This is a genomic window from Nonomuraea sp. B208 (assembly GCF_057536035.1).
The window spans coordinates 44,937-70,949 of record NZ_BAAJOU010000005.1; the positions used below are offsets into that span (position 1 = coordinate 44,937).

The window sequence follows — 26,013 nt, forward strand, 5'->3', positions numbered from 1 at the left end:
GCCAGCGCCGCCCCGGCGGCAGGAACAGCGTCACCAGGGCGGCGGCGACGGCGAGGGCGAGAACGAGCAGAACACGACGCATGACTTCTCCTATGGGTGAAAACGTGGCTGACAGACCACGAATACCCACAGTAGTTGCCCGATTACACCTGCCGATCAGTGCCGGTCCTGTCGCGGCAGCGTCACCTCAAACAGGACGAGCTGGATCGCCGCCGCGATCGGGATGGCGAGCAGCGCGCCCACGACGCCGAGCAGCGTCCCGCCGATGAGGGCCGCGATGATGGTGACCGCGGCGGGCACGTCCACGGACGACATCATGATCCGGGGCGCGATCAGGTAGTTCTCGATCTGCTGGTAGACGATGAAGAAGATCAGGCAGGCGATGCCCGTCGGCACCGACACGAAAAGCCCGACGAGTGTCCCGACGGCCGCCCCGATCGTGGCGCCGACCAGGGGGATCAGGTCGGTGATCGCCACGATGAGGGAGATCGCGAGCGCGTACGGCACGCGGGCGATCGACAGGAAGACGAACGTCGTGACGCCCGCGATCAACGAGATCAGCAGGTTGCCCGCCACGTACCCGCCGATCCGTTTGATGACCTCGTCGCCCAGCAGCTGGACGCGCTCGCGGCGGCTCGCGGGCACCAGCCGGTAGCCGAGGGAGGTGATCGAGCGCAGCGACGCCAGCAGGTACAACGTCAGGATGAGCACCGTCAGCGCCGAGAACACGGCGCTGACCACCACCGTCGCCGCGCCCAGCAGCCCGCCGAAGACCTGCCGGCCGAGATCGCCGCTGAGCAGATACTGCTGCAGCCGGTCGAGCAACTGGTACTGCTGGTCGAGCGCGCGGATCTGCGGGTGGTTCTGCAGCTCGCCGATGTAGGTGGGGAGCTGCGTGACGAAGTCGCCGGTCTGCGTGGCCAGCGGGGGCACCACGGCCACGCCGAAGCCGACGAAGAAGACGATCACGGCGGTGAAGACCGCCGCGATCGCCCACTGCCGCGACAGCCCGCGCTCCTCCAGCCACCGCACGGCGGGGTTGAGCCCGATGGCGAGGAACAGCGAGACCGCGATGAGGATGAGCACCGACGCCGACGCGGCCAGCGCCTGCACCAGCAGCCACGCGCTCAGCACGCCCAGCGCGGCGGTGAAGCCGAACACGAACGGATGGCGGGTCAGGGCGCGTCCGGGGCGGCCGAAGTAGGCTTCGGCCTCGCCGCGCCGCGCCAGCGAGGCGGCGGGCTCACCACGCACGTCGTCCGCGGGCAGGCGGGAGGCGTCACCGCCGGCCGCGCCGCCTGAGGCATCGGCGGGGCCGCCTGGGGAGCCGGCGGGTCTGTCGGCGGCGGCGCCGGCGGGGGTGGGGTGATCGGCGCCGGGGCCGGTCGGGGGGAGCGGGCGCGTCATGTCGGCCTCTTCTACGCAGGGCCCGAATCGGGGGAGAACCGGCATGGCTACTGTCCCGGCCGCCGCCGGATATTCACCCCGTGATGGAATCGTTGCCGGACGGTCAGGGCACCCCCTGCGACCCGCCGTCACGTGTCACACTGCCGACATGACCCACACCCACGACGAGGACCCGGCCTGCGAGGTCGCCCACGGCGACGCCCCCGCCCAGGAGAGCGGCGGCGAGACCGGTCGCACCCTGGTCGCCGTCTTCGCCTCCCCGGTGGCCGAGTGCCTGCTGCGCCTCGGCGCCGAGCTGGGCTTCCGGCCGGTCCTGCTGGAGCCCGACCCCGCGCGCGGCCTCGACGGGTTCCCCGCCGTACGCGAGATCGGCGGGCACGTGGGCGCCACCGCCGACGTCGTGCTCACCGACCACCACCGCGACGAGATCGGCCCCGTCCTGCGCGACCTGCTGAAGTCGCCGACCCGCTGGATCGGCATCATGGGCAGCCCCCGCCACGTCGGCCCGCACGTGCGGGCGCTGGCCGACCTCGGCGTGCCGCCGGAGGAGGTGGCCCGCGTCCACCGACCGATCGGGCTCAACATCGGCTCCCGCACCCCGCCGGAGATCGCCGTCGCCACCCTGGCCGGGCTGATCGCCGACCGCAACGGACGCCCCGGCGGGTTCGCGTTCTGACAGCGCCGTCCCGCTGCCGCCCCGCTGCCGTCCGCTGCCGCTCGCTTCCAAGCGGTCCGCAAGTCGGCCACGGTACCTCTGGTGCACGTGAAGAGACCTCTGCTGACCCGCGCCCTGACCACCGCCGCGGTCGCCGCCGCCGTCGCGCTGACCGCGTCCGCGCAGCCCGCCGCCGCCGCGCCCACGAGCTGGAAGTGGGGCGCCGTCCACTCCACCGACGGCATGGCCACCGCCTGGGGCAAGGTCGTCGTCGGCCAGTCGGGCCTGGCGGTGACGGGCAACCTCGACGACCATTACGGCAAGGGCTGCTCGTGGGCGCTGATCAAATATCAGAGCGCCCGCAACGGCCACTGGCGCACCCACGGGATCTACAACTGCGCGCCGGGCACCGGCACGTTCCGCAAGAACGTCGGCGGCGTCCTGCAGATCAGGATCCAGGTCTGCCGGGGCACCGCCACCCGGCCGACCGGCAAGTGCTCGCGCTGGCGGACCGTGTGGACCCAGGGCGGCTGACGGCCGCGCGGACGTGACGGTCAGCGGCCGGGGCCGGCGTCCTCCTGCGCGGGGTGACGGTCAGCGGCCGGGGCTGGCGTCCTCCTGCGCGGGCGTGAAGGTCGGCGGCTGGGGCGGCGTCCTCCTGCGCGGGCGTGAAGCTCAGCGGCCGCGGCCGGTGTCCTCCTGTGCGAGCTGCCCGTGCAGTCGGCGGGCCGCGCGGACGAGCCCGCTCGACCCGGTGCGGGCGGCGAGGTCCGCGACCTCGGGGATCACGCCACGCGCCCCGGCCCACCCCGCCACCTCGGCGGCGAACTCCAGCGTCCGGGTGTGCGCGGTGGTGGCCCGCTCGCCCGGCCCCGGCAGGTAGACCGGCAGCAGGCCGCTCATGATCTGCCAGACCTCCCGGTGCGCGCCCCGCCGCGCGCACTCGTCGAGGGCCCGCACCACCACGGTGGGCCTGACGCGGTCGAGCAGGCGCAGGCACCGCCCCAGTTGCCTGCCGCACTCGACGGCGGGCAGTGAACCCGTGGCGACCGCGCGCAGCAGCGGCTCCCTGCAACGTTCGGCGTCCCAGCCCTCCTCGCCCAGCAGGATGCCCAGCAGCAGCGCCATGCCCTCGCCCGCCGTCCCCTCCTGGTGGCAGAGCCGGGAGATTTCCGGCTGCAGGCTGCCCGGCCCTCGCCAGTCGCCGTACAGGTAGGGGACGAGATGCATGGCCAGGACCTCCCGGTCGGAGGGCAGCACGAGCCACCACGCCGACTGGTAGTAGCTCACCCAGCGGCGGGACGGCGACTCGCAGAACAGCGCGTCCACGAACGCGATCCCGGTCGGCTCGTGCCGGACGAGCGGCCGAGGGCGCTCACCGGGCTTCGCGGGCCACTCGACGCTCGTGACGGGCTCGGGCCGGTCGGCCAGCCAGCGCGCCAGCGTGACGCCCGCCTCGGAGGTCAGCCGCCCGGCGCGGACCACCACATCGGGGTCCACCGCGCGCGGCAGCCTCAGCAGCGCCTGCCCCAGGTCGTCGGGCAGGGCCCGGACGCCCTCACGCTCGTAGCCTTCGAGCCTGGCCACCAGCTCGGCCGGGTCCAGGTGACCGGAGGTGCAGGTGGGCGTGGCCAGCAGGTACGGCGGCAGCGCCCCCTCCACCAGCGCGGCATGGACCTCGGCGCAGCGCCGCAACAGGGCGAAGTGGAGCGGCGCGATCTGCCCCGGGCCGGGCAGCCGTCCCTCGGCGGTGAGCGCGACGGCCTCCCCGGCGGCGGCGCGGAGCAGCGCCTCCGTCCACTGCTCCAGTTGCAGCCATTCGCCCACCTGGCGCAGGTCCGTCACGCCGCCCGGCGACCTCCTGGCGTGCGGATGCCGGACGAAGCCGTCGAGCCAGCGGTCGAAGGCGAACTCGTGATCCAGCCGGTTGAAGGTGCCGGTCAGCGTCTCCATCGCCGGGCGGACCGGGTGGCGGCCGGGCGCGTCGAACACGGGCGGTTCGCCCGGCTCGAAGGCGTCGTCCGGCGCGGCCTCGGTCTCGACCGCGCCGTAGCCGGGGATCAGGTGGGCCGCGAGGTCGGGCGGCAGGACGGCCGCCGCCTCCCGCACGGTCTCCGCGCCCAAGGCCGACAGGCGGCGCGCGTGCTTGACGGCCCAGCGGACCGCGCGCTCCCGCACCTCGTACGACTCGCACAGGAACGCCGAGGCGAGCGCCGGCGCCAGGTCGTCGAGGTCGCCGGCGGCGTCGCGGGCGGCCCGGTCGAGCAGCGTCAGCCCGGCCCGTACGAGCTTGCTCTCGGGCCGGAACAGCAGCGCCGTCACCGCCTCGCCGATCTCCTCGCCGCTCAGCGTGACGCCGGGCCCGCGCAGCATCCGCAGGGCCAGCTCGGCGACCGGGCCGGGCGCGGCGGGCAGCAGCCGCAGGTAGTCGCGGACCTGTTCCTGGCCGGGGGCCGGATCGAGCAGGTCGTGCAGCCGTACGAAGAAGCGCAGGTCGGCGGCCGTGCCGCCGCGCAGGAAGCGGCTCAGGCAGCCCGCCACGAGCTGCTCGTGCCCGACCGGCGAGGCCGTGGCGAGCGCGCGCAGCCAGGACCGCCCGGCAGGGGCGTCGGACCGGTCGTCGCGCAGCGCCCGGCCCACGCCCTCGGCCTCGAACAGCCGGGGGATCAGGTGCGGGGCGAGCGGGTCGGTGGCGAGGCGGGGCTCCATGGACGCCCAGGCGACGACCAGCGGCTCGTGCGCGGGCGGCTCGGCGCCGGTGCGGCGCAGCAGCTCCAGCGCCAGCCCGGCGGCGCCGTTGTCGAGCTGGGCGCGGGTGCCGCGCAGCCGGGCGGCCAGGCGCGTGGCGAGGTCGGCCTGCCACTCCGCGGGCCGGGCGGCGACGACCCGCAGCAGCGGCTCGATCGGCATCGTCTCGCCCCACTCGGCGAAGTCGCGCCTGAGCAGCCAGTCGGCGACCGCGGCGGTGCCGCCCAGCGTGCCCGCTCCCACGACGCGGAGGGGCGCGATCCAGACGTTGCGCCGGCTCCAGGGGACGTTGTGCCGGTGGTCGTAGTGGTAGGGACTCTCCCACCACCAGCGCTGCGCGACCTCCTCGGTCACGCCCCGGTCCACGTGCTCACTGACGAACTCCCGCCTGGCCTGCTCCTCCGCCTCCCGCGCCCGCTGCTGGGCCTCGTCGAACCGGGCGTGGGCGGCCTTGCGCGCCTCGCCGATGTAGGCGCGCAGCCGGCCGGCGATCTCGCGGCGCTCCTCCGCGCCGAGCCGCAGCACCACGTCGGCCGTCGCCGCCGCGTCACCGGCGGCGACGGCCTGCCGGACGGCGTCCCATCCGCTCGGGCTCGCGGAGATCTCGTCGGGGGGTGGGCAGGCGCGCTCGGGCGCCCGCTGAGCAGTCGTCATGGGCACGAACATTAGAGATCACCACCGACAGATCGAGGAGGGGCTTGCCGGAGGCGGGAGCGGGTAGGAACCGGCGCGCCCGGCCTTCCGCCCGCACCGGGACGGAGGCGCCAGGCGTTCGCCGCGGATGGATGCCGAGTGGGGGAGCACGGTTGGCGCACGAGTTCCGGGTGTGGGCGCCTGAGCGCGAACGGGTGGAGCTGGTCCTGGGGGAGCGCCGGCTCCCCATGCGGCCTGCCGCCGGCGGCTGGTGGGAGCGCACGGTGGAGGAGGCCGGGCCGGGCACGGACTACGCGTACGCGCTGGACGGCGGCCCGCCGCGGCCCGATCCGCGCTCGGCGTACCAGCCGCACGGCCCGCACGGGCCCTCCAGGATCGTCGACCACGCCGCCTTCCCCTGGACCGACGCCGCCTGGCGGGGCACCCCGATGCCCGGCGCGGTCCTGTACGAGCTGCACGTCGGCACCTTCTCGCCCGAGGGCACCTTCGACGGCGTGATCGAGCGCCTGCCGCACCTGGCCGCGCTGGGCGTGGACGCGATCGAGCTGATGCCGGTCGCCGAGTTCTCCGGCCGCCGCGGCTGGGGCTACGACGGCGTCTCGCTGTACGCCCCCCACCACGCCTACGGCGGCCCCGACGGCATGAGACGCCTGGTGGACGCCTGCCACGCGCACGGCATCGGCGTCGTCGTGGACGTCGTCTACAACCATCTCGGCCCCTCCGGCAACTACCTGCCGGAGTTCGGCCCGTACTTCACCGGCCGCCACACCACCAACTGGGGCGACGGGGTCAACTTCGACGGGCCGGGCAGCGGCGAGGTCCGCGCGTTCGTCATCGACAACGCCCTCATGTGGCTGCGCGACTACCACTGCGACGGCCTGCGGCTCGACGCCGTGCACGCCATCGCCGACCACTCCGCCGCGCACGTGCTGGAGCGGCTCGCCGAGGAGGTCGCGGAGCTGGCCGCGCACGTGCGCCGCCCGCTGTTCCTCATCGCCGAGAGCGACCTCAACGACCCCCGCTTCGTCCGCTCCCGCGAGAGCGGCGGCTACGGCCTCGACGCCGCCTGGGCCGACGAGTGGCACCACGCCCTGCACGCGGCGCTGACCGGCGAGCGCGACGGCTACTACGCGGACTTCGGCCCGCTCGGCCTGCTCGCCAAGGCGTTGCGTCAGGCATGGGTGTACGACGGCACGTGGTCGCCGCACCGCGGCCGGGTGCACGGGAGGTCCCCTGCGGGGCTGTCCGGGCACCGGTTCGTCGTGTGCGCCCAGAACCACGACCAGGTCGGCAACCGGGCGCGGGGCGAGCGGTCCGGCGCGCTCATGAGCGAGGGGCGGCTGCGGGTCGCCGCCGCGCTGCTGCTCACCGCCCCCTTCACGCCGATGCTGTTCCAGGGCGAGGAGTGGGGGGCGGGCACCCCGTTCCAGTACTTCACCGACCACGAGGACCCCGAGCTGGGCCGCGCGGTCAGCGAGGGCCGGCGCAGGGAGTTCGCGGCCTTCGGGTGGGAGCCCGGACAGGTGCCCGACCCGCAGGACCCCGCCACGTTCGACTGCTCCCGCCTGGACTGGGACGAGCCTGGCGAGGAGCCGCACGCCGGGCTGCTCGCCTGGCACCGCGAGCTGATCGCGCTGCGCCGGCGGCTGCCCGCGCTCACCGACGGCCGCCTCGACCGGGTCCGCGCCGACTGCGACGAGGCCGCCGGGCTGGTGTCCGTCGAGCGCGGGCCGGTCCTGGTCGCCGCCAACCTCGGAGACGGTACGCGGGTCGTGCCCGCCCGGGGCCGGGCCCGGCTGCTGGCCGCGTCCGATCCCGGGATCACGCTTTCCGGGGATGACCTGACCCTGCCGCCCGACACCGTCGCGATCCTGGGAGGCTGAGCCGATGACCGACGCGTGGGGGATCGACCACGAGTACGAGGACGCCGCCGGCCGCCACCAGCGGGTGCCGCCCGAGACGGTCGCCGCCCTGCGCGCCGTCATCGGCGCCCCGCCCGACCACAGCGGCGACGGCCCGGGGGAGCCGGGGGTCCGGGGCCGCGGCGGTCCTGGCGAGCAGGGGACCTGGGCGCGGGGGCGCGGCGGTCCTGGGGAGCAGGGGACTCTGGCGCGGGGGCGCGGCGGTCCTGGGGAGCAGGGGACCCGGGCGCGGGGGCGCGGCGGTCCTGCGGAGCCGGAGACCCTGGTGATGCGGCGCGGCGACCAGGTCGGGGTCGCCGACCTCGTCCTGGAGGACGGCGCCGAGCTGCGCGTCGACGGCGCGCTCCCGCCCGACCTGCCGTACGGCTACCACACGCTGCGCCGCCCCGGCGAGGACACCGCGCACCGGCTCATCGTCAGCCCCGGCCGCTGCCGGCTGCCCGACCGCAGGGCCTGGGGGTGGGCCGTGCAGCTCTACGCGGCGCGGTCCCGTACGAGCTGGGGCGTCGGCGACCTCGCCGACCTGCGCAGGCTCGCGGGCTGGGCGGCGGGGCACGGCGCAGGGTTCCTCCTGGTCAACCCGCTGCACGCCACCGCGCCGGTCGTCCCCGTCCAGCCGAGCCCGTACTATCCGGCAAGCCGCCGCTTCCACAGCCCGCTCTACCTGCGGATCGAGGACGTGCCCGGCGCGGCGGCGGTCCTGGACGAGGAGACCGTGGCCCGCGGGCGCGCGCTCAACGACCGGCCCGAGCTCGACCGCGACGCCGCCTGGCGGCTCAAGCTCGCCGCGCTGGAAGGCGTCTACGCCGCCGCGCCGCCCGGCGGCGACTTCGAGCGGTGGCGGGCCGGCCGTGGCCGGGCGCTGGAGGAGTTCGCCACGTGGTGCGCCCTCGCCGAGCGGCACGGGCCGAGCTGGCGGGCCTGGCCTGCTGAGTACCGCCGCCCGGACGGCCCCGCCGTGGCCCGCTTCGCCCGCGACCACGCGGGCCGGCTCCGCTTCCACGCCTGGCTGCAGTGGCTCGTCTCGCGGCAGCTCGCCACGGCCGCCGCCGAGCTGCCGATCATGCAGGACCTGCCCGTCGGCGTGGACCCCGACGGCGCCGACGCCTGGTCCTGGCAGGACCTGCTCGCCGAGGGCGTCAGCGTCGGCGCGCCCGCCGACGAGTTCAACGCGGCCGGGCAGGACTGGGGCCTGCCGCCGTTCGTGCCGTGGAAGCTGCGCCGGGCCGGGTACGCGCCGTTCGCCGAGAGCGTCCGCGCCGCCATCGCCGGCTCCGGCGGGCTGCGCATCGACCACGTGATGGGCCTGTTCCGCCTGTGGTGGATCCCGGCGGGCGAGAGCGCAGGACGGGGCGCGTACGTCCGCTACCCGGCCGGCGACCTGCTCGACATCGTCGCCCTGGAGAGCCACCGGGCCGGCGCGCCCGTGGTCGGCGAGGACCTCGGGACGGTCGAGCCCGGCGTGCGCGAGACGCTCGCCGGGCGCGACCTGCTGTCCTACCGCCTGCTCTGGTTCGAGCAGGACGACCCCGCCTCCTGGCCGGAGCGGGCGATGGCCGCCGTCACCACCCACGACCTGCCGACGGTCGCGGGCCTGTGGGACGGCGGCGACCTGGCCGAGCAGCGCCGGCTCGGGCTCGAACCCAACGAGGACGGCTCGCGCGCCCTGCGCGACGCGCTCGCCGCCCACGGCGGCCTCGGACCGGACGCCGGCGCCGCCGACGCCGTCCTCGCCGCCTACCGGCGGCTCGCCGAGGCGCCGTCGCTGCTGCTGACGGCCACCCTGGACGACGCACTCGCCGCGCCCGACCGCCCCAACATCCCCGGCGCCGACGGCCTGCGCCCCAACTGGCGGCTGCCCCTGCCGGTGCCGCTGGAGGAGCTGGAACGGCTGTCCCTGCCCCGCGAGCTGGGCGAACTGCTGTCCGGCGCGGTCCGCGGCAGCGCGAAAGGGGCTCTCGGGCGGTGAGCGGCCCCGGTCAGCCGATGTTCCAGACGGAGGAGATCCGGTCGTTCCAGCCGCTGGGGACGAGGTTGGGGACATCGGTGTTCGGCGGGACGAAGAAGGAGCTGCCGGAGAAGTTGATGTGCTCGTAGTAGCGGACGGCGCAGTTCGTGCCGCCCAGTGAGCTGATCTCGTCGTTCCAGTCATGGACGTGCAGCGGCCCGTGGTGGACGCCCCTCAGGTCGTTGTACGCCTGCCGCGCGCCCAGCCAGAACCAGTCGCCGCCGTAGTCGACGTGCTCGAACATCTGCACCTCGCCCTGCGTCGGCGGACGGGGGTCGGCCATCGCCGCCCGCAGCTCCGCCGCCGCCCACAGGGCGCCGTTGAGCGCGCTGTCGTCGGTGAGCGCGACGAGCCGGTCGGCGCCGTAGACGTAGGTGAGCGGCCGGCCGTCGTAGCGGGACAGGTCGGCCGGGTCGTGCTCGACGCCGTCGAGGACGACGGCCATGGCGGGCGCCCGGTGGGTGACGGGCTGTTCCGTCCCGGTGGAACGGGACAGCACGCGGGCGGGGTCCATCCGCGCCGGCGCGGCCGAGCGGGGCGCGGCGAGCGCCTTGCCGACCAGCTCCCGCAGCGTGCCGATGCCCTGCTCGCGCAGCAGCGCCAGGACGTCGTCCTCGGCGAGGCCGCCGACGTGGCCGGAGAAGTCGAGGAACCGCTCGACGTGGCGGCGGGCCTCGGGGGTGATCTGGGTGGCGGTCATGAGTGCCTCCTTCGTGGCTGGTGTCGCTCCTTCATGGTCGGGAACGCGGGCGTCCGGGACAGCCCCCCAACATTGGGGATGGCGTCAGGCGGTGAAGGCCGCCATGAGCTCGTCCCTGCCGCCCGCGCCGGTCTTGCGGAACAACGCCTTGAGGTGGTCGTGGACCGTGTGCGCCGACACGCCGAGCACCCGGGCGACCTGCTTCGGGGCCGCGCCCCGGCACAGCAGCTCCAGCACCTGGCGCTCGCGGGGGGTGAGGCCGTACCAGTCGCAGAAGGAGGGCAGCACCAGCGCGCCCGCCGGCGACTGGATGACGACGGCCACCTCGCCCTCGCCCGCGGCGTCCAGGGGCTGGGCCTCGATCATCAGCCAGCGGCCGAAGCCGGCGGGCGGCGCGCACACGAACGGGCGACCCCCGCCGGTCCCGCCGCCGACGTTCCCCCGGGCGTTCCCCCTGGCGTTCCCCCTGGCGTTCTCCCGGGCGTTCTCCCTGGCGTCGAGCGCGAGGGCCGTCACCAGTGCCGGCATGAGCCAGCCCGGCGTGCCGGGCCCGCCCGGGCCGCTCATCCGGTCGAACCAGGCCCGGGCCTGCGGCGTCACCGTGCGGATGCCCTGGCCCTCCGCCACGATGACCAGCCCGGCGGGGAGCGCGGGGACGGTCGGCGCGAGCGGGCCCGCCGTGACGTGCCGGCGCAGCAGCGCGATCAGCGCCGGCCCGAGCCGGACCGCCCGGCGTGCGTCGTCCGCCGAGAACGGGCGGGAGCCTTCGGCGCGCACCAGCCCGAGCAGCCCCCACACGCCGTGGCCGTCCCGCAGCAGCAGCCGGAGCTCCGCGGCGGCCCCGCCCGCCACGAACGCCGTCCGCGCCCCCGCGCTCTCTTCCGCCATCCCGCCGCCCGCTCCTTCCGCCGTCCCGCCGCCCGTTCCTTCCGCCGTCCCGCCGGCGATGCCGACGGGGGCGGGCCGATCGGCCAGGGCGGACGGGCGGCAGGGGTCGCCGTGCGCGGAGCGGTGGGCCAGCAGGGACCGCACCAGCTCCTCCTCGTAGCGGTGCCAGAAGCTGAACGACCCCTGCCCGAGCCCGGTCGCCGGGCTGGTGCCCACCAGGCGCAGCGCGTCATGGCCCACCCAGGGCCGGATGGCCGCGGAGATCGCCGCCCCCAGCTCGCCGGCGGCGATGCCCCGGCCCGTCATCGTACGTAGATCATGAAGCAGGCGATCCGGTGTCACCCGGCCAGGTCAGCACGGACGGTCACGCTGCGCAACCGGATTGTCGCCGACAAAATATGGTGACGTTCCAAAATGAGGTTTTTGCGCAAAACCGCCGAGTGCAGTTCGATCTTGCTCCATCCTGGCCCGTGACGACGCCGCCACGTAAAGGAGCTCAATGATCAACCGACATCGGACGCTGCTCACGGCGGTGACCGCCCTGGTCACGCTGGGGACCGTCACCGTCGCCCCGGCGCGGGCGTCCGCGGCCGCCCCGGTCAGCGTGACCTTCGCCGCGACGGAGGACGTCTTCGTCAGCCAGGCCGAGCCCGCCAAGAGCTTCGCCACCGCCACCTGGCTGAGCGTGTGCGGCTCCGGCTGCGGCAGCGCCACCGCGGGCCAGCGCCTGGCCCTGGCCCGCTTCAAGGTCACCGGCATCCCGGCGGACGCCGAGGACGTCAAGGTCACCCTGGACGTCGTCTCGGCCAGGACGACCGCCACCACCGTCTCCGCCCGCGAGGTCACCGGCTCGTGGACCGAGGCGGCCACGACCTGGAACACCCGCCCGACCGTGGGCTCCGAGGTGGCCGGCTCGCACACCGGGTTCACGGCCGGGGCGACGGCCAAGCTGGACGTCTCCGCCGCCGTGGACGGCGACGGCACGTACGACTTCGCGCTCACCGGGACCTCCGACACCACGACCGTGCTCATGTCCTCCCGCGAGACCGGCGACCGCGGGCCGAAGCTGACGGTCACCTACACGCCGGGCTCCGGGGACGAGCAGACCTCGGGGCCGCTGCCGTTCACGCTCCCGGGCACGGCGGCGCTGCGGGCCTCGGGCAAGAAGGTGTTCGCGCACTACTTCACGCCCTACCCGGTCTCGCTCGACAACGCCGCTCCGGAAAACGATTACTACGCCCGCAACTACCTCAAGCCGGAAGGGGAGAGCGGCAAGCACGCCGCCTACGGCGGGCTGCTGCGCGACCGGCCGACCGGCCGCGCCCCCCTCACCGGCGACTACGCGCTGGCAGACCTCAAGACCGAGGTCAAGCAGGCCATCGCCGCCGGACTGGACGGCTTCACCGTGGACATCCTGTCGGTGACCAGCGCGCACTGGACGCGGGTGCAGAACCTCGTCAAGGCCGCCGAGGCGGTCGACCCCGGTTTCAAGATCGTGCTCATGCCGGACACGAACGGCCTGGCCTCGGTCGACGCCGCCACGCTCGCCGCGGCCATCGCCAAGCTGGCCGGCTCGAAGTCGGTCCTCCGGCTCGCCGACGACCGCCTCGTCGTGGCCCCGTTCAAGGCCGAGGGGCGGAGCGCCGCCTGGTGGGCCGACTGGATGAAGACGATGGAGAGCGCGCACGGCATCAAGGTCGCCCTGGTGCCCTGCTTCCTCGACTTCGGCAAGAACCGCGACGCCTTCGCCCCGATCAGCTACGGCTTCTCCAACTGGGGCGGCCGCAACCCCGCGGCGAACGCCAACCTGACCGCCAACATCACCACCGCCCACGGCCTGGGCAAGATCTGGATGCAGCCGGTGTCCGTCCAGGACGAGCGGCCCAACCAGGGCGTCTTCGACGAGGCCGGCAACACCGAGAACCTGCGGGCCACGTGGAAGGGCGCGATCGACGGCAAGGCCGACTGGGTGCAGCTCACCACCTGGAACGACTACTCCGAGAACACCCAGTTCGCCCCCTCCAGGAACGCCGGATGGACCTACCTGGACATCAACGCCTACTATCTGACCTGCTACAAGCTCGGCTGCCCGAAGATCACCAACGACGTGGCCTACCTCACCCATCGCCTCCAGCCGGTCGCGGCGGCGCCCGCGTACGCGCAGACCAAGCTGATGAAGCTGCGTGGCGGCAGCACCGCGGCCCGTGACACGGTCGAGGTGCTGAGCATGCTCACGGCCGCGGCCAAGGTGTCGGTCACGGTGGGCGGCACGACGCAGACCTACGACGCGCCCGCCGGGGTGTCGGCCCGGACGTTCCCGCTCAAGCCGGGAACCGCCTCGGCCACCGTCACCCGGAACTCGGCGACGGTGGCGAAGGTCGTCTCGCCGTACACGATCAGCGCGACGCCGTACGTCCAGGACCTGCACTACCGCGCGGTCTCCAGCGACCGCTGATCTGATCTACAACGTAAAGGCGTGGGGCCTCGTGTCGGCACGAGGCCCCACGGCGCGGCATGGCATCCTGCCGCGGGTGACGCCGATCGGCCTGGACGATGCGCCCCCGGTGCTGGAGGCGACCGGCGCCGGGTCCGCCGGGTGATCACCTTCCCCTGACGGCCGCCGGGTCCGCCGGGTGATCACCTTCCCCTGACGGCCGCCAGGTCCGGTGGTGGGCTCGCGGTGATCTCGCCCTCCAGCAGGGCCGTCCCCAGCGTGGTGCGGGTGTGCAGGACGGCGGTGCCGTCGCGGCGGGTCTCGATCAGCCCGGCCTCGCGCAGGACGGTGGCGTGCCGGCTGGCGGTGGCGGGGGAGACGCCCAGCATGCGGGCGAGCTGGGTGGTGGTGGCGCCGTGGTCGAGCGCCTGCAGCGCGGCCGCGCGGCTGGCGCCCATGAGCGCGCTCAGGCCCGCGCCGGTCCGCCGGGCGGCCGGCCGCCACCGGTGCCGCTGCTGGATCGGGTAGATCAGCACCGGCGGCAGCCCGGGGTCGGCCATCGACAGCGGCGTGCGCTGGCAGAAGTACGACGGCACGAGGCGCAGCCCGCGCCCGCCCAGCGTCAGGTCCTGGTCCACGGACGTAGTCGACCTCGAGGACGGGCGGCGTCCAGCGCAATCAGCGGCCCGAGCCCGGCGAGCAGCGCCTCGACGCCGCCGCCGAGCACGTCCCTCGCGCGGCTCTCGCGGTCGGCGGCGAAGGCGGCGTCGACGGACTCCTGGAACGGGGCGACGGCGGCGGCGTGGTAGTCGCGCAGGGCGTCGGCGAGCCCGCCGAGCGCGCCGGCGTCGCCCTCGGCGAGCGGCCTGGCCCAGCCCGGCAGCGGCCGGTGCCGGGCGAGCCGGCGGAGCTCGGTGGCCAGCCGCCGCCTGGGGGTGCGGCGCAGCGCCTCCAGCCCGTGGCCGAGGCCGCGGCCGGCCTCGTACGGGGTGAGGAAGTCGGGGAAGTACGGCCCGGCAGGGGCGAGCACGTCGAGCAGTTGCGCGCCGGACCGCATGCGGGCGGTCCTGGCCGGCTCGGCGTGCAGGGCCGAGAACCAGGGACGGAAGGTCAGCGGGCGCACCCGGTCGCGGAGCCGGAAGCGGGTGAAGACGACCTCCCAGAGGGGGTCGGGCTGGTCGGCGAGGGTGACGCGGGCCAGGTCGCCGGCGGTGAAATGGATCCTCAGCGTCCCCATCCGGTCCCTCACGCCTTGACTGCGCCTGTCACCTCGTACGACACCACGGGGGCACTGGACCGTCAACCCGAAATATGGCATTTGTCGTGTTTGCGGCCAGAGGTAAAGGCTCTACCGCACGGCCCCTCCCGCCGGACACCATCGATCGCGTCGGAAGGAGGCGACCTCCCGTGAGGATCCCGCGTTCCGCCCGCCGCCTGACGGCCGCCGTGGCCGCCGTGTGCGGGCTCGTCCTGGCCCTGGCTCCCCCGGCGGCCGCCGCGCCCGCCCCCGTCACGGTCGGGCCGCTGCCCGTCAGCGCCGTCGCGCCGATGGGCGCCGAGGCCGCCGCGCAGACCGCCCGCGCCCGCGCCGGCCGGGCCCGCGCCGTCGCTCCCGCCGGCGCCGCGCGGGAAGGGCGCGCGGGGACACTGGCCGCCCGCCGTTTCCACGAGCTCCAGCTCAACCTCTGCAACAGCGGGCACGCGGGCTGCTACGCCGGGGGTCAGGCCGTCTACGAGGGCGGCGACCTGATCTACTACCTGGCGCCCGACCTGGTGACGCTCAACGAGATCTGCGCCCGGGGACCTGCCGGCCTACCTGCAGCCGTCGCTCGCCGAGGCGTGGCCGGACGACTGGACGTACTCGCTGTTCTACCCGGCGCTGAACAAGCAGACCGGCGCGCCGATCACCTGCACGAACGGCGACAGCTTCGGCAACGCCGTGCTCGGCCGGGTTCCGGCCGCGCTCTGGCAGGGCGTCAACGGCTGGGCCGGCGAGTACACCACGCAGGACGGGGGCACCGAGAAGCGCACGTTCGCCTGCGCGTACGCGATCGGCGACCACCTGGCGTGCGCCACCCACCTGAGCTCGTCCAGCGAGCCGATCGCGCTGGCGCAGTGCCGGGCGCTGATGTTCAGCGCGGTGCCGGCGATCAGGTCGGCGGAGGGGATCTCGGGCCGGACCGTCGTCGGCGGCGACTTCAACCTCGAGTACGACACCTCGGACCCGGAGAACGCCCAGAACTGTGTGCCGGCCGGCCACATCCGCAAGGGCGACGGTGACGTGCAGCACGTGATCTTCAGCAACGACCTCACGTTCGGCAGCACCGGCAAGTACGGCCTGAGCCACACCGACCACGACGGCTTCCTGGTCCGCTTGACGAAGCCTTAGACGCGGCCTTGAAGGCGGGGGGCGGGGGCGGGCGTGAGCCCGGGGCGCGCGGACGGCGCGACCCCGGGCTGCGCTCATGCGCCGCTCTCGGCGGCCACCGGAACCGGGACCGCGGGAACCGCATCCACGGAGTCCGAGTCCGCGGTAGTTGAGTCCGCCGGAACCGAGGCCGCGGGAACCGGGTCCGTCGGGCGCGGGAGGACGGGGTGGAGGGCCCGCCGCTCGGGACGGCGCGGGCGCGGGATCGGCAACCGGTGCGCCGCCCGGTGTTGCGGGCGCCGGCGCGGGGCGTGCGGAGTGCTCGCGGTGCCAGCAGTGCTCGGGGTGCTTGGGGTGCTCGCGGGGGAGCCGGGGCGTTCGACGTCCGCGGGAGCCGGGGAGCCGGTTCCGGGGGAGACGCCTTCGGGGGTACGGGGGCCGGATGCCGGGGCGGAGGAGTCCAGCAGCGTCTCCTCCAGGACCTGCATGAGCATCAGGCCGATCAGGGCCAGGATCGGGATGGCCAGTGCCACGACGAGGATGATGTTCACCTCCCACGGAACGTCGCGTCTTCGCCCGCCCTGCCGGCCGGGCGTCGTGCGGCCACTACCTCGGATAATTCCAAATAAACCGGACATTTTGCGGGAACGAGGAGAGCCCTGCCCCAGGACACGAAGGAGCCGACATGGCCGAGCAGCGTGACGTCATCGAGGTGCTGACGCACGACCATCGCGAGGTCGAGCAGATGTTCTCCGAGCTCGAAGACCTGCGGGGCGCCATCGGCGAGCGGCCCAAGCTGCTGGCCGAGAACGTCGTCATCGAGCTCGTCCGCCACTCCGTCGCCGAGGAGCAGTACCTCTACCCGGCCGTGCGCGAGCACGTGCCCGGCGGCGACGAGCTGGCCGACGAAGAGATCGCCGAGCACGCCGCGGCCGAGCGGACGATGCAGGACCTCGAACACCTGGAGCCCGGCGACGACCGGTTCTGGCCCGTGCTGGACCGGCTCATGGCCGAGGTCCGCCACCACCTCCGCGAGGAGGAGGACGAGCTGTTCCCCCGCCTGCGCGCGGCCTGCGACCAGGAACAGCTCGAAGAGCTGGGCGCGAAGGTCGAACGGGCCAAGAAGACGGCCCCGACCCGCCCCCACCCCTCCGCGCCGGACACCCCGCCGGGCAACCGCCTGCTGATGCCCGGGGCGGGGCTGGTGGACCGCATCCGCGACGCCCTCACCGGCCGCGGCCGGTCCTGACCGGGCCCGGGCTCACCACGTCCCCGGCGGGGGACCGGTGATCGGCTCCGAGGGGCGGCCGTCCACGCCGACCGGGACCTCGCCGTGCAGCATGACCCGGTGCATCACGCGCGGCTGCGCGAGATGCGCGGTGTCGGCGGGCGCGAGGTGCATGGTGGCGCGGTTGTCCCAGAACGCCACGTCGCCGGGCTCCCACCGGAAGCGCACGGTGTACTCCGGGCGGGTCGCCTGCCCCAGCAGCAGCTCCAGCAGCGGCCCGCTCTCCAGCCTGGAGACCTCCGCGACGCGCTCCAGGTAGTAGCCGTTGACGAACAGCACCCGTTCCCCCGTCTCCGGATGGACCCGGACCAGCGGGTGCAGGGTCGCGATCTGGTGGGAGAGCAGGTGCCGCAGGTAGGCGTCGTCGCGGGCGCGCGGCTGGTAGCCGACGCCGAGGCGGTGCTCGGCGCGCAGGCCGTCCACGAAGCGGCGCACCGGCTCCGAGAGCCCGGCGTAGGCGGCGGCCAGGTTCGCCCACGTCGTGTCGCCTCCGTACGCGGGCACGCTCTCGGCCCGCAGGATCGTCGCGGCCGGCGGGTCGATGCGCGCGCCGTGGTCGCAGTGCCAGCCCCGCAGGTGCGAGTGCCGCCGCCGCTCCAGCCACTCCTCGCGCTCCATGCCGTACCGGCCGGCCAGCTCCAGCCGGTCGGCGGTGGTCTCGACCTCGGGGAACCCCTCGGGCGACGCCGAGCCGCGCCGGCGTGACACCACCGGCTCGCCGAAGCGGCGGGCGAGGGCGACGTGCCCGGCGTGGTCGAGCCGCTGCCCGCGGAAGAACACCACCTTCCACCGGTGCAGTGCCTGCCTGATCGCCGCGACGGCCGCGTCGTCCGGCCCCTCCGCCAGGTCCACCCCGTCGATCTCCGCGCCGATGTGCCCCGCCACCGGCCTGACCCGTACGCCCGTCTCCGCCGTCACGCGGCATCTATACCCCGCCGCTTTGCCGGAACATGCACCCGTACGGGCGGGTCGATGGTTTTCCGTCGATCTACGACCGGGAACGGGACGATCTGCGACCCACGGACGAGACGGACGAGGCGGAGGCGGTGACATGCCGAGCAAGGAGCAGGTGCTGCGGCTGCTGGGCCTGGGGCACGGTTACGGCGAGATCGCCCGGCGGCTGGACGTCCCCGCCGGGCAGGTGTACCTCGTCGCGACCGGCATCCCGGCCGACGGCGGCGGCACCGTCACCCGCGCCCAGCGGCAGCGGCCCGGCATGCTGCGCTCCCGCACCCAGCGCCTGGTCAACCCGCGTGAGGTCAACCCCGTCGCACGGGAGGACGTGCACGCCTGGGTCCGCAGCAGGGCCCGGAGCGAGCGGGCCGCGGAAGAGGGCCGATGACCATGAAGCCACCTGGGAAGCTCCCTGGCGCGCTGGGCTCCTGGCCGCTCCTGCGGCAGCTCACCGGCCCCGACCGGACCGGCCGGGGCGCGGCGGTGCGGTCGGCGCGCACCGACCACCTCACGGCGCGTACGGCCACGGCCGACCGCGTGGTCAAGTCGGTGTGCCCGTACTGCGCGGTGGGCTGCGCGCAGAACGTCTACGTCAAGGACGAGCGGGTCGTGCACATCGAGGGCGATCCCGACTCCCCGGTCAGCCGGGGCCGGCTGTGCCCCAAGGGCGCGGCCACGCTCCAGCTCACCACCGGCGAGAGCCGCCTGTACCAAGCGCTCTACCGGCCGCCGGGCGGCGCCGACTGGCAGGAGATCGACCTCGGCCAGGCCATGGACATGATCGCCGACCGGGTCATCGGCACCCGGCGGGCGACCTGGGAGTGGGAGAAGGCCGGCAAGCGCACCGCCCGCACGATGGGCATCGCCAGCCTGGGCGGCGCCACGCTGGACAACGAGGAGAACTACCTCATCAAGAAGCTGCTCACCTCGCTCGGCGTGGTGCAGATCGAGAACCAGGCCCGCGTGTGCCACAGCTCCACGGTGGTCGGGCTCGGCACGTCGTTCGGGCGCGGCGGCGCGACCACGTTCCTCCAGGACCTCCAGCACTCCGACTGCGTGATCATCCAGGGCTCGAACTTCGCCGAGGCGCACCCGGTCGGCTTCCAGTGGGTGATGGAGGCCAAGGCGCGCGGCGCGGTGATCATCCACGTGGACCCGCGCTTCACCCGTACCAGCGCGCTGGCCGACCTGCACGTGCCCATCAGGGCCGGCTCCGACGTGGCCTTCCTCGGCGGGATCATCAACCACGTCCTGAGCAACGAGCTGTACTTCCGCGAGTTCGTCCTCGCCTACACCAACGCGTCCACCATCCTGCGCGAGGACTACCGCGACAGCGAGGACCTCGACGGCCTGTTCTCCGGCTTCGACGCGACCCACCGCCACTACTCCAGCGAGACCTGGCAGTACGACGGCATGCTCACCGTGGCCGCCTCCGGCCGGCGCGACGAGGCCTACGACACCGACTACGACGAGCACGTGGCCGGCGGCTCCGAGACGCACGGCGCGATCGGCCACTCGATGGAGGGCACCCCGCGCCGCGACGAGACCCTGACCGACCCGCGCTGCGTCTTCCAGGTGCTGAAGCGCCACTTCGCCCGCTACACGCCGGAGCTGGTCGAGCGCGCCTGCGGCATCCCGCCGGAGCTGTTCGAGCGGGTGTGCCGCCACCTGACGGAGAACTCCGGGCCCGAGCGCACCGCCGAGTTCGTCTACGCGGTCGGCTGGACCCAGCACAGCGACGGCTCCCAGTTCATCCGCACCGCCTGCATCCTGCAGCTCCTGCTCGGCAACATGGGCCGGCCCGGCGGCGGCATCCAGGCGCTGCGCGGGCACGCCAGCATCCAGGGCTCCAGCGACATCCCGACCCTGTTCAACCTGCTGCCCGGCTACATCCCCATGCCGCACGCCCACCGGCACGAGACGCTGAACGCCTTCCTCATGGCCGACGCCGCGCACAAGGGCTACTGGGCCGACATGCCCAACTACCTGGTCAGCCTGCTGAAGGCGTGGTGGGGGCCGTCGGCCCGCGCGGACAACGACTTCCGCTTCGACTGGCTGCCCAGGCTCACCGGCAGCCACAGCACGTACGACACCGTGATGGCCCAGCTCGAAGGCTCCTGCAAGGGCTACTTCCTGCTCGGCGAGAACCCCGCCGTCGGCTCGGCCAACGCGAAGATGCAGCGCCTCGGCATGGCCAACCTGGACTGGCTGGTGGTGCGCGACTTCAACCTCATCGAGTCGGCCACCTGGTGGAAGGACGGCCCGGAGATCGAGACCGGCGAGCTGCGCACCGAGGACATCGGCACCGAGGTGTTCTTCCTGCCGGCCGCCACCCACACCGAGAAGAGCGGCAGCTTCACCAACACCAACCGCATGCTGCAGTGGCACCACCAGGCCGTCGAACCGGCCGGCGACGCCCGCAGCGAGCTGTGGTTCATGTACCACCTGGGTCGCATCATCCGGGAGAAACTGGCCGGCTCCACCGACCCGATGGACGCGCCGGTGCTCGACCTCACCTGGGACTACCCGGTCGAGGGCAGCCATGGCGAGCCGATCGCCGAGGCCGTGCTCGCCGAGATCAACGGCTGGGACGAGCACGGCGACCCGCTGCCCGGCTACTCCGCGCTCAAGCCGGACGGCTCCACCTCGTGCGGCTGCTGGATCTACTGCGGCGTCTACAAGGACGGCGTCAACCAGGCCGCCCGCCGCAAGCCCGCCGAGGAGCAGAACTGGCTCGCCGCCGAATGGGCCTGGGCCTGGCCGGACAACCGGCGGCTGATGTACAACAGGGCCTCGGCCCGGCCCGACGGCAGCCCCTGGAGCGAGCGCAAGAAGCTCGTCTGGTGGGACGCCGCCCAGGGCCGCTGGACCGGCTACGACGTGCCCGACTTCGACGCCACCAAGCCGCCGGACTACCGGCCGGCCCCGGACGCCACCGGCCACGACGCGCTCTCCGGCATCGACCCGTTCATCATGCAGGCCGACGGCAAGGGCTGGCTGTTCGCCCCGGCCGGGGTGGTGGACGGCCCGCTGCCCGTCCACTACGAGCCGCAGGACTCGCCGGTGCGCAACCCGCTCCACCCGGACCAGCAGCGCAACCCGGCCCGCATGCTCTTCCCGCACGAGCACAACCGCGCCAACCCCAGCGGCGACGACCCCGGCGCGGCGCTCTACCCGTACGTCGTCACCACCTACCGGCTGACCGAGCACTTCACCTCGGGCGCGATGAGCCGCACCGTGCCCTACCTGGCCGAGCTGCAGCCGGAGATGTTCTGCGAGGTCTCGCCCGAGCTGGCCGCCGAGCGCGGGCTCGTGCACGGCGACTGGGCCACGATCGTCACCGCCCGCAACGCCATCGAGGCGCGGGTGCTGGTCACCCGCAGGATGCCCGTCCTGTACCTCGACGGCAAGGTCGTGCACCAGATCGGGCTGCCGTTCCACTTCGGGCCGAACGGCGTGGTCACGGGCGACGCCGCCAACGAGCTGTCGTCGATCACCCTCGACCCGAACTCCCACATCCAGGAGGTCAAGGCGTTCTCTGCCGACATCCGGCCGGGCCGCCGTCCGCGCGGCCCCGGCCTGACCTATCTCGTCCGCGACCAGCAGCTCCGGGCGGGCGTCACCGAGCACACCGGCATGGAGATCTGATGAGCGCCGACCCGGCGACCGCGAGCGGCTACACCACCCACCCGCAGCGGATGGGCTTCTTCACCGACACCAGCGTCTGCATCGGCTGCAAGGCGTGCGAGGTGGCCTGCAAGGAGTGGAACCACGTCCCGGACGACGGGATGACCTTCACCGGCATGTCCTACGACAACACGCTGAGCCTGAGCGCCGACACCTGGCGGCACGTCGCGTTCATCGAGCAGCCCGAGCCGCTCGGCCGCCAGGAGCCCGGCGTCGGCGGGATGGACTTCCGCTGGCTCATGGCCTCCGACGTGTGCAAGCACTGCACCCACGCGGCCTGCCTGGACGTCTGCCCCACCGGCTCGCTGTTCCGCACCGAGTTCGGCACCGTCGTCGTCCAGGACGACGTCTGCAACGGGTGCGGCTACTGCGTGCCCGCCTGCCCGTACGGGGTGATCGGCAAGCGGGAGAGCACGGGCGTCGCGGCCAAGTGCACGCTGTGCTACGACCGGCTCGGCGTCGGCCAGGAGCCGGCCTGCGCCAAGAGCTGCCCCACCGACTCCATCCAGTTCGGCGAGCTGGACGAGCTGCGCGAGCGCGCCGCGCGCCGGCTGGAGCAGGTGCGCGCCGCGGGGGTGGACTCCGCCCGCCTGTACGGCCACGACCCGGACGACGGCGTCGGCGGCACGGGCGCGTTCTTCCTGCTGCTGGACGAGCCCGAGGTGTACGGGCTGCCGCCGGACCCGGTGGTGACGACGAGGGACCTGCCGTCGATGTGGCGGCAGGCGGGCATCGCCGCGGCCGTGCTGCTGGCCGGCATCGCCGCGGCCACATGGGGGAGCCGCACGTGAGCGAGGACCGACCGGGCGACCAGACCGACGTCCGCATGGACGACGACCTCGCGCTGCGGCCCGAGCGCGAGGCCGTCGTGGGCTCGGCGGGCGGACGCGAGCCGCGCGGCGGCGGGCGGCGCGACAGGCGTGAGGGCCGGTGGCGGGGCGAGCGGCGGCGCGGCGAGCGGGCGATGGTCCCGGAGGCCGACTTCCGTTCCTACTACGGGCTTCCGGTGCTCAACGAGCCGACGTGGCACGACTACGACATCGCCGGCTACCTGTTCCTCGGCGGCCTGGCGGGCGCCTCCTCGATCCTGGGGGAGGCGGCCGAGCTGACCGGCCGGCCGCTGCTGGCGCGGGCCGGCAAGGTGGGAGCCCTGTGCGCGATCGGCGGCTCCTTCTACGCCCTCATCCACGACCTCGGCAAGCCGGCCAGGTTCGTCAACATGCTGCGGGTGTTCAAGGTGACCTCGCCGATGAGTGTCGGCACCTGGATCCTCAGCGCGTACGGCCCGCAGGCCGGGCTCGCCGCCGTCACCGCCGTCACCGGCCTGTTCCCGCGCCTCGGCCGGGCCGCGAGCGCCGGGGCAGGGCTGACCGGGGCGGCGGTCGCCACGTACACGGCGGTGCTGGTCGCCGACACCGCCGTCCCGCTCTGGCACGACGGGCACCGCGAGCTGCCGCTGCTGTTCGCCGGGTCGGCCATGGCCGCGGCCGGCGGGCTCGGGCTGCTCGCCGCGCCGCTCGCCGAGGCGGGCCCGGCCCGCGGCACGGCCCTGCTCGGCACCGCCCTGGAGGCGGCCGCGGCCCTGCGCATGGAACGCCGGCTCGGCCCGGTCGCCGAGCCGCTCAAGCAGGGCAAGGGCCGCCTGGCCCGGCTCGGCGAGGTGCTGTCGGCGGCGGGGGCGCTGCTCGGCGCGACCGCCGGCCGCCGCAGCCGGGCCGCCGCCGTCGTTGCGGGCGCCGCGCTGCTGGCCGGCTCCGCCTGCACCCGGTTCGGCGTCTTCCACGCGGGCGTCGCCTCGGCGAACGATCCCGCGTACACGGTGGAGCCGCAGCGCGCCCGGCTGGCCGCGCGGGAACGGCAGGAGAACGGCGTGCCTGAGTAGGCGTTTCCCGGGCAGGAGCCATCGCATGGACCCCCTCGGCATCCTCGCCCTCGTCGCCCTGCTCGCCGGCATCCTGGTGGCGCTCTCGCAGAAGGTGTGGCCGGTCGCGCTGCTGTGCACCGGCCTGTTCCTCGCCGTGCTCTCCGACGCCGGCATCATCGTGGGCTGACCCCGCCGCCGCCCCGCGTCACGGGCGGCGGCGCTCTCCTCGGGCGAACGCGCGCCGTGCGAGGCTGACGACGACCACGCCCAGCAGGAACCCCTCCATGAGCTTGCCGAGCAGCCGCCACGGCCCGCCCGGCGGCGCGTCCGCGTCGCGGCGGGCGGCCCGCCCGTTCGTGTCCCCGGCGTTGCCCATCAGGCCCCCGTTCCCCCCGGCGTGCTTCCCCCATCCGGTAGCCTGCCCCGCCTGACCGGCCGCATGCCGGGGCCGGGCGGCTCGCCACGCCAGCGATCTGGGGAAACTTGTCCCTGCTTGCCCGAGACGCGATCATGGAACTGCTTCCCCCGCCGACCTCGTCACGGGAGGAAGCCGTGCCCGCGAGCCGAATCGAGCGAACGTGACCGCCGCGCTCGGCACCGCCGCCCTGTGGTGCGGGCTGGCGGCCTCGCTGGTCTCCGCTCTCGCCTGGCGGCGCGGCCGTCCCGCGGCCCTCGCCGTACGGGCCGGGCGGGCCGCGCTCGGGTGCGCGGTGCTGGCCGTGGCGCTCCAGGTGGCCGGGCTGATCGGGCACGAGCCGAGCGGGCAGCGGGGGCACGGAGTGCCGCTCTCCGACACGGTGACGAGCCTGTGGTCGGCGCTCGAAGCGTCGCTGCTGCTGTGGCTGCTCGCCCTCACCGGCGTCGCCGCCGTCGCGGGGCGGCGGCACCGGCCTGGCGACCGGCTCCGGTCCGTCGCGATGGCGTCCGTCATGCTGGTGTGCGCCGTGTTCTTCGCCGTCAGCGCCCTCACCGGGCGGCCCGTCGTCCCGGCCGCCGCCGACGGGCCAGGCCCCGGCGCGCTGCTGCACCTCGGCTCGGCCGCGCTCGCCGTGCCCTTCGGCCACGGCGTGGCCTGCCTGGTCACCGGCCGGACCGAGATCGGGACGATCCGGCGCTGGACGCTGGCCGCCTGGGTGCCGCTGACCGCCGGGATCGTGCTCGGGGCGTGGTGGTCGTACCGGGCGCTGGGGTGGGGCGGCTCCTGGGAGTGGGACCCGGCCGAGAACGGGGCCCTGATGCCGTGGCTGCTGGCCACCGCGCTGCTGCACGCGGCCCCGTCACGCGCGATGCGGCCCTGGGTGGCGCCGCTGGCGCTGGCCGCGTTCCTGCTGGTGCCGCTCGGGATGTTCCTGGCCGCGTACGACGCCGCGCCGCCCGGGACGGCGCTGCCGGTGACCGTGCTGCCGGTGACCGCGCTCGCGGGGGCCGCCCTGCTGGGGGTGCTGGCGGTGACGCTCGTGGGGGCCCGCGCGCTGCTCGCCCGGCGCGAGCCCCGCCACCCCGCGCGCCCGGATCCGCTGCTGCTGCTCGGCTGCACGCTGCTCGCCGTGCTGGCCGGGACGGTGCTGCTCGGCCTCCTGCTCCCGCCGGCCGTGGAGCTGCTGCGGGGCGAGCGGCCGGAGGCGGGACCGCCGTACTACGAAGGGACCCTGGTCCCGGGCCTGCTGGCCCTGCTCGCCCTGATGGGCGCCGCCGCCCGCACCCGCCACCCGCGCGCCGGCACCGCCGCGGGGGAGCGGCATGACGGCATGGCCGCGGGGGAGCGGCGCGACGGCACGGCGCTGGGGGAGCGGCTCGGGGGCGCTGCCGCGGGGGTGGGGCGCGGGCTGGCCTGGCCGCTGGGTGTGGGCGCCGGCACCGTGGCCGCATTGGCGTTCACCGGGCCGCCGCCGGTCATGGCGCTGGCCGCGTTCGGGCTGGCGGCGTTCGTGCTGGCCGCGGTCGCCGGGCGGCTGCTCGCTCGGACCGGCGGCGAGCCGATGGGGCTGCGCCGTGCGGGCGGGCTCGTGGCGCACGCCGGGATCGCCCTGGCCGCCGTCGCCGTCGCCGCCTCCTCCGGCTACGCCGAGGAGGCCACGGCCCGGGTGTGGACCGGCGGATCGGTCCTGGCGGGCGGCTACACCGTACGGCTCGAAGCGGTCGAACGCGACGCCCACGCCGCCGCGACGACGGTCACCGCCGTGGTCAGCGCCGCCCGCGAGGGCACGATCGTGGACGTCCTGCGCCCGTCGCTGACCACCTACCCCGCGAGCGGCGGCCCGCCGGTCGCCCGCCCGGCCGTCCGCAGCGTGCTCCTCCACGACCTGTACGTCTCCGTGACGGACGCCGGCGAGGACGGCAGGACGGCGGTGCTGCGCGTCGCGGTCAACCCGTTCATGAGCCTGCTCTGGGCGAGCGGCGCGATCATCGCGCTCGGCGGCCTGCTGGCGTTGCTCG

Annotated in this window: 22 protein-coding genes; 13 read left to right on the forward strand and 9 right to left on the reverse strand. The window is 74.7% G+C overall.

What is annotated here, in order from left to right:
* Nucleotides 1–156 precede the first annotated feature (156 nt).
* Nucleotides 157–1,407: an AI-2E family transporter gene (locus AC27IY_RS03100; RefSeq protein WP_423470773.1), complete on the reverse strand. Its 1,251-nt coding sequence runs from the start codon at nt 1,405–1,407 to the stop codon at nt 157–159.
* Nucleotides 1,408–1,555: 148 nt separating this feature from the next.
* Between AC27IY_RS03100 and AC27IY_RS03105 the strand changes: the two genes are divergently transcribed.
* Nucleotides 1,556–2,083, forward strand: a complete 528-nt coding sequence (locus AC27IY_RS03105) for an XdhC family protein (protein ID WP_423470774.1) — start codon at nt 1,556–1,558, stop codon at nt 2,081–2,083.
* Between the two features lie 87 nt (nt 2,084–2,170).
* Complete coding sequence (locus AC27IY_RS03110) at nt 2,171–2,596, forward strand: hypothetical protein (RefSeq protein ID WP_487177055.1); 426 nt, start codon at nt 2,171–2,173, stop codon at nt 2,594–2,596.
* Between the two features lie 141 nt (nt 2,597–2,737).
* Here AC27IY_RS03110 and AC27IY_RS03115 read toward each other — a convergent pair whose 3' ends face one another.
* Nucleotides 2,738–5,464 (reverse strand): hypothetical protein, encoded by a 2,727-nt coding sequence (locus tag AC27IY_RS03115; protein WP_487177056.1) that lies wholly within the window; start codon nt 5,462–5,464, stop codon nt 2,738–2,740.
* Between the two features lie 131 nt (nt 5,465–5,595).
* On the opposite strand from AC27IY_RS03115, the gene treZ reads away from it, so the two are divergent.
* Together treZ and malQ are read left to right on the forward strand one after the other, a co-directional pair.
* On the forward strand, nt 5,596–7,347 hold the full coding sequence (treZ, locus tag AC27IY_RS03120; RefSeq protein WP_487177057.1) for a malto-oligosyltrehalose trehalohydrolase: 1,752 nt from the start codon (nt 5,596–5,598) through the stop codon (nt 7,345–7,347).
* Between the two features lie 4 nt (nt 7,348–7,351).
* Nucleotides 7,352–9,355, forward strand: coding sequence for a 4-alpha-glucanotransferase (gene malQ / locus AC27IY_RS03125; RefSeq protein ID WP_487177058.1), 2,004 nt, complete (start codon nt 7,352–7,354; stop codon nt 9,353–9,355).
* Nucleotides 9,356–9,365: 10 nt separating this feature from the next.
* On the opposite strand, the gene AC27IY_RS03130 is transcribed toward malQ, so the two are convergent.
* Nucleotides 9,366–10,094 carry a peptidase inhibitor family I36 protein gene (locus AC27IY_RS03130; RefSeq protein WP_423448268.1) on the reverse strand — a complete coding sequence of 243 codons (729 nt, stop codon included), beginning with the start codon at nt 10,092–10,094 and terminating at the stop codon, nt 9,366–9,368.
* 84 nt (nt 10,095–10,178) lie between these two features.
* Nucleotides 10,179–11,288 carry a helix-turn-helix transcriptional regulator gene (locus AC27IY_RS03135; protein ID WP_487177059.1) on the reverse strand — a complete coding sequence of 370 codons (1,110 nt, stop codon included), beginning with the start codon at nt 11,286–11,288 and terminating at the stop codon, nt 10,179–10,181.
* Nucleotides 11,289–11,481: 193 nt separating this feature from the next.
* Here AC27IY_RS03135 and AC27IY_RS03140 point away from each other — a divergent pair, with 193 nt between their 5' ends.
* A complete protein-coding gene (locus tag AC27IY_RS03140; RefSeq protein WP_487177060.1) occupies nt 11,482–13,437 on the forward strand; it encodes a glycoside hydrolase family 71 protein in 1,956 nt (651 codons plus the stop codon).
* A 182-nt stretch (nt 13,438–13,619) separates the two neighbouring features.
* On the opposite strand, the gene AC27IY_RS03145 is transcribed toward AC27IY_RS03140, so the two are convergent.
* Complete coding sequence (locus AC27IY_RS03145) at nt 13,620–14,054, reverse strand: ArsR/SmtB family transcription factor (protein ID WP_487177061.1); 435 nt, start codon at nt 14,052–14,054, stop codon at nt 13,620–13,622.
* Entirely contained in the window at nt 14,039–14,653 is a 615-nt protein-coding gene (locus AC27IY_RS03150) for a hypothetical protein (protein ID WP_487177062.1), read from the reverse strand. Before AC27IY_RS03150 ends, AC27IY_RS03145 begins: the two co-directional genes overlap by 16 nt.
* Before the next feature lie 702 nt (nt 14,654–15,355).
* Here AC27IY_RS03150 and AC27IY_RS03155 point away from each other — a divergent pair.
* A complete protein-coding gene (locus AC27IY_RS03155; protein WP_487177063.1) occupies nt 15,356–15,805 on the forward strand; it encodes an endonuclease/exonuclease/phosphatase family protein in 450 nt (149 codons plus the stop codon).
* A 74-nt stretch (nt 15,806–15,879) separates the two neighbouring features.
* Here the strand turns inward: AC27IY_RS03155 and AC27IY_RS03160 are convergent, their stop codons facing one another.
* A complete protein-coding gene (locus tag AC27IY_RS03160; RefSeq protein WP_487177064.1) occupies nt 15,880–16,317 on the reverse strand; it encodes a hypothetical protein in 438 nt (145 codons plus the stop codon).
* A 152-nt stretch (nt 16,318–16,469) separates the two neighbouring features.
* Between AC27IY_RS03160 and AC27IY_RS03165 the strand changes: the two genes are divergently transcribed.
* Nucleotides 16,470–17,033, forward strand: a complete 564-nt coding sequence (locus tag AC27IY_RS03165) for a hemerythrin domain-containing protein (protein ID WP_487177065.1) — start codon at nt 16,470–16,472, stop codon at nt 17,031–17,033.
* Between the two features lie 12 nt (nt 17,034–17,045).
* On the opposite strand, the gene AC27IY_RS03170 is transcribed toward AC27IY_RS03165, so the two are convergent.
* Complete coding sequence (locus AC27IY_RS03170) at nt 17,046–17,990, reverse strand: TauD/TfdA dioxygenase family protein (protein ID WP_487177066.1); 945 nt, start codon at nt 17,988–17,990, stop codon at nt 17,046–17,048.
* A 133-nt stretch (nt 17,991–18,123) separates the two neighbouring features.
* Here AC27IY_RS03170 and AC27IY_RS03175 point away from each other — a divergent pair, with 133 nt between their 5' ends.
* Genes AC27IY_RS03175 through AC27IY_RS03195 form a run of 5 tightly spaced genes read left to right on the forward strand, consistent with a single transcriptional unit; the run spans nt 18,124 to nt 23,764 of the window.
* Complete coding sequence (locus AC27IY_RS03175; RefSeq protein WP_423448253.1) at nt 18,124–18,414, forward strand: hypothetical protein; 291 nt, start codon at nt 18,124–18,126, stop codon at nt 18,412–18,414.
* Between the two features lie 2 nt (nt 18,415–18,416).
* Nucleotides 18,417–21,674 carry a formate dehydrogenase gene (fdh, locus tag AC27IY_RS03180; protein ID WP_487177070.1) on the forward strand — a complete coding sequence of 1,086 codons (3,258 nt, stop codon included), beginning with the start codon at nt 18,417–18,419 and terminating at the stop codon, nt 21,672–21,674.
* On the forward strand, nt 21,674–22,504 hold the full coding sequence (locus AC27IY_RS03185; protein WP_344216514.1) for a 4Fe-4S dicluster domain-containing protein: 831 nt from the start codon (nt 21,674–21,676) through the stop codon (nt 22,502–22,504). The genes fdh and AC27IY_RS03185 overlap by 1 nt, the downstream gene beginning before the upstream one ends.
* 35 nt (nt 22,505–22,539) lie before the next feature.
* Nucleotides 22,540–23,595 carry an NrfD/PsrC family molybdoenzyme membrane anchor subunit gene (gene nrfD, locus AC27IY_RS03190; protein WP_487177071.1) on the forward strand — a complete coding sequence of 352 codons (1,056 nt, stop codon included), beginning with the start codon at nt 22,540–22,542 and terminating at the stop codon, nt 23,593–23,595.
* Between the two features lie 25 nt (nt 23,596–23,620).
* Nucleotides 23,621–23,764, forward strand: a complete 144-nt coding sequence (locus AC27IY_RS03195) for an FXYD domain-containing ion transport regulator (RefSeq protein WP_364462286.1) — start codon at nt 23,621–23,623, stop codon at nt 23,762–23,764.
* 18 nt (nt 23,765–23,782) lie between these two features.
* Here AC27IY_RS03195 and AC27IY_RS03200 read toward each other — a convergent pair whose 3' ends face one another.
* Nucleotides 23,783–23,953, reverse strand: coding sequence for a hypothetical protein (locus tag AC27IY_RS03200; RefSeq protein WP_487177067.1), 171 nt, complete (start codon nt 23,951–23,953; stop codon nt 23,783–23,785).
* Between the two features lie 202 nt (nt 23,954–24,155).
* Here AC27IY_RS03200 and AC27IY_RS03205 point away from each other — a divergent pair.
* The coding region (locus AC27IY_RS03205) for a cytochrome c-type biogenesis CcmF C-terminal domain-containing protein (RefSeq protein ID WP_487177068.1) at nt 24,156–26,013 on the forward strand (1,858 nt) is incomplete at its 3' end.

Excerpts from the sequence above, each read along its gene's own strand:
- AC27IY_RS03100 (WP_423470773.1), bottom strand. The coding sequence starts at position 1,407 with ATGACGCGCCCGCTCCCCCCGACCGGCCCCGGCGCCGATCACCCCACC.
- AC27IY_RS03105 (WP_423470774.1), top strand. The coding sequence starts at position 1,556 with ATGACCCACACCCACGACGAGGACCCGGCCTGCGAGGTCGCCCACGGC.
- AC27IY_RS03115 (WP_487177056.1), bottom strand. The coding sequence starts at position 5,464 with ATGACGACTGCTCAGCGGGCGCCCGAGCGCGCCTGCCCACCCCCCGAC.
- treZ (WP_487177057.1), top strand. The coding sequence starts at position 5,596 with ATGCCGAGTGGGGGAGCACGGTTGGCGCACGAGTTCCGGGTGTGGGCG.
- malQ (WP_487177058.1), top strand. The coding sequence starts at position 7,352 with ATGACCGACGCGTGGGGGATCGACCACGAGTACGAGGACGCCGCCGGC.
- AC27IY_RS03130 (WP_423448268.1), bottom strand. The coding sequence starts at position 10,094 with ATGACCGCCACCCAGATCACCCCCGAGGCCCGCCGCCACGTCGAGCGG.
- AC27IY_RS03135 (WP_487177059.1), bottom strand. The coding sequence starts at position 11,288 with ATGACGGGCCGGGGCATCGCCGCCGGCGAGCTGGGGGCGGCGATCTCC.
- AC27IY_RS03140 (WP_487177060.1), top strand. The coding sequence starts at position 11,482 with ATGATCAACCGACATCGGACGCTGCTCACGGCGGTGACCGCCCTGGTC.
- AC27IY_RS03150 (WP_487177062.1), bottom strand. The coding sequence starts at position 14,653 with ATGGGGACGCTGAGGATCCATTTCACCGCCGGCGACCTGGCCCGCGTC.
- AC27IY_RS03165 (WP_487177065.1), top strand. The coding sequence starts at position 16,470 with ATGGCCGAGCAGCGTGACGTCATCGAGGTGCTGACGCACGACCATCGC.
- AC27IY_RS03175 (WP_423448253.1), top strand. The coding sequence starts at position 18,124 with ATGCCGAGCAAGGAGCAGGTGCTGCGGCTGCTGGGCCTGGGGCACGGT.
- fdh (WP_487177070.1), top strand. The coding sequence starts at position 18,417 with ATGAAGCCACCTGGGAAGCTCCCTGGCGCGCTGGGCTCCTGGCCGCTC.
- AC27IY_RS03185 (WP_344216514.1), top strand. The coding sequence starts at position 21,674 with ATGAGCGCCGACCCGGCGACCGCGAGCGGCTACACCACCCACCCGCAG.
- nrfD (WP_487177071.1), top strand. The coding sequence starts at position 22,540 with ATGGACGACGACCTCGCGCTGCGGCCCGAGCGCGAGGCCGTCGTGGGC.
- AC27IY_RS03195 (WP_364462286.1), top strand. The coding sequence starts at position 23,621 with ATGGACCCCCTCGGCATCCTCGCCCTCGTCGCCCTGCTCGCCGGCATC.
- AC27IY_RS03200 (WP_487177067.1), bottom strand. The coding sequence starts at position 23,953 with ATGGGCAACGCCGGGGACACGAACGGGCGGGCCGCCCGCCGCGACGCG.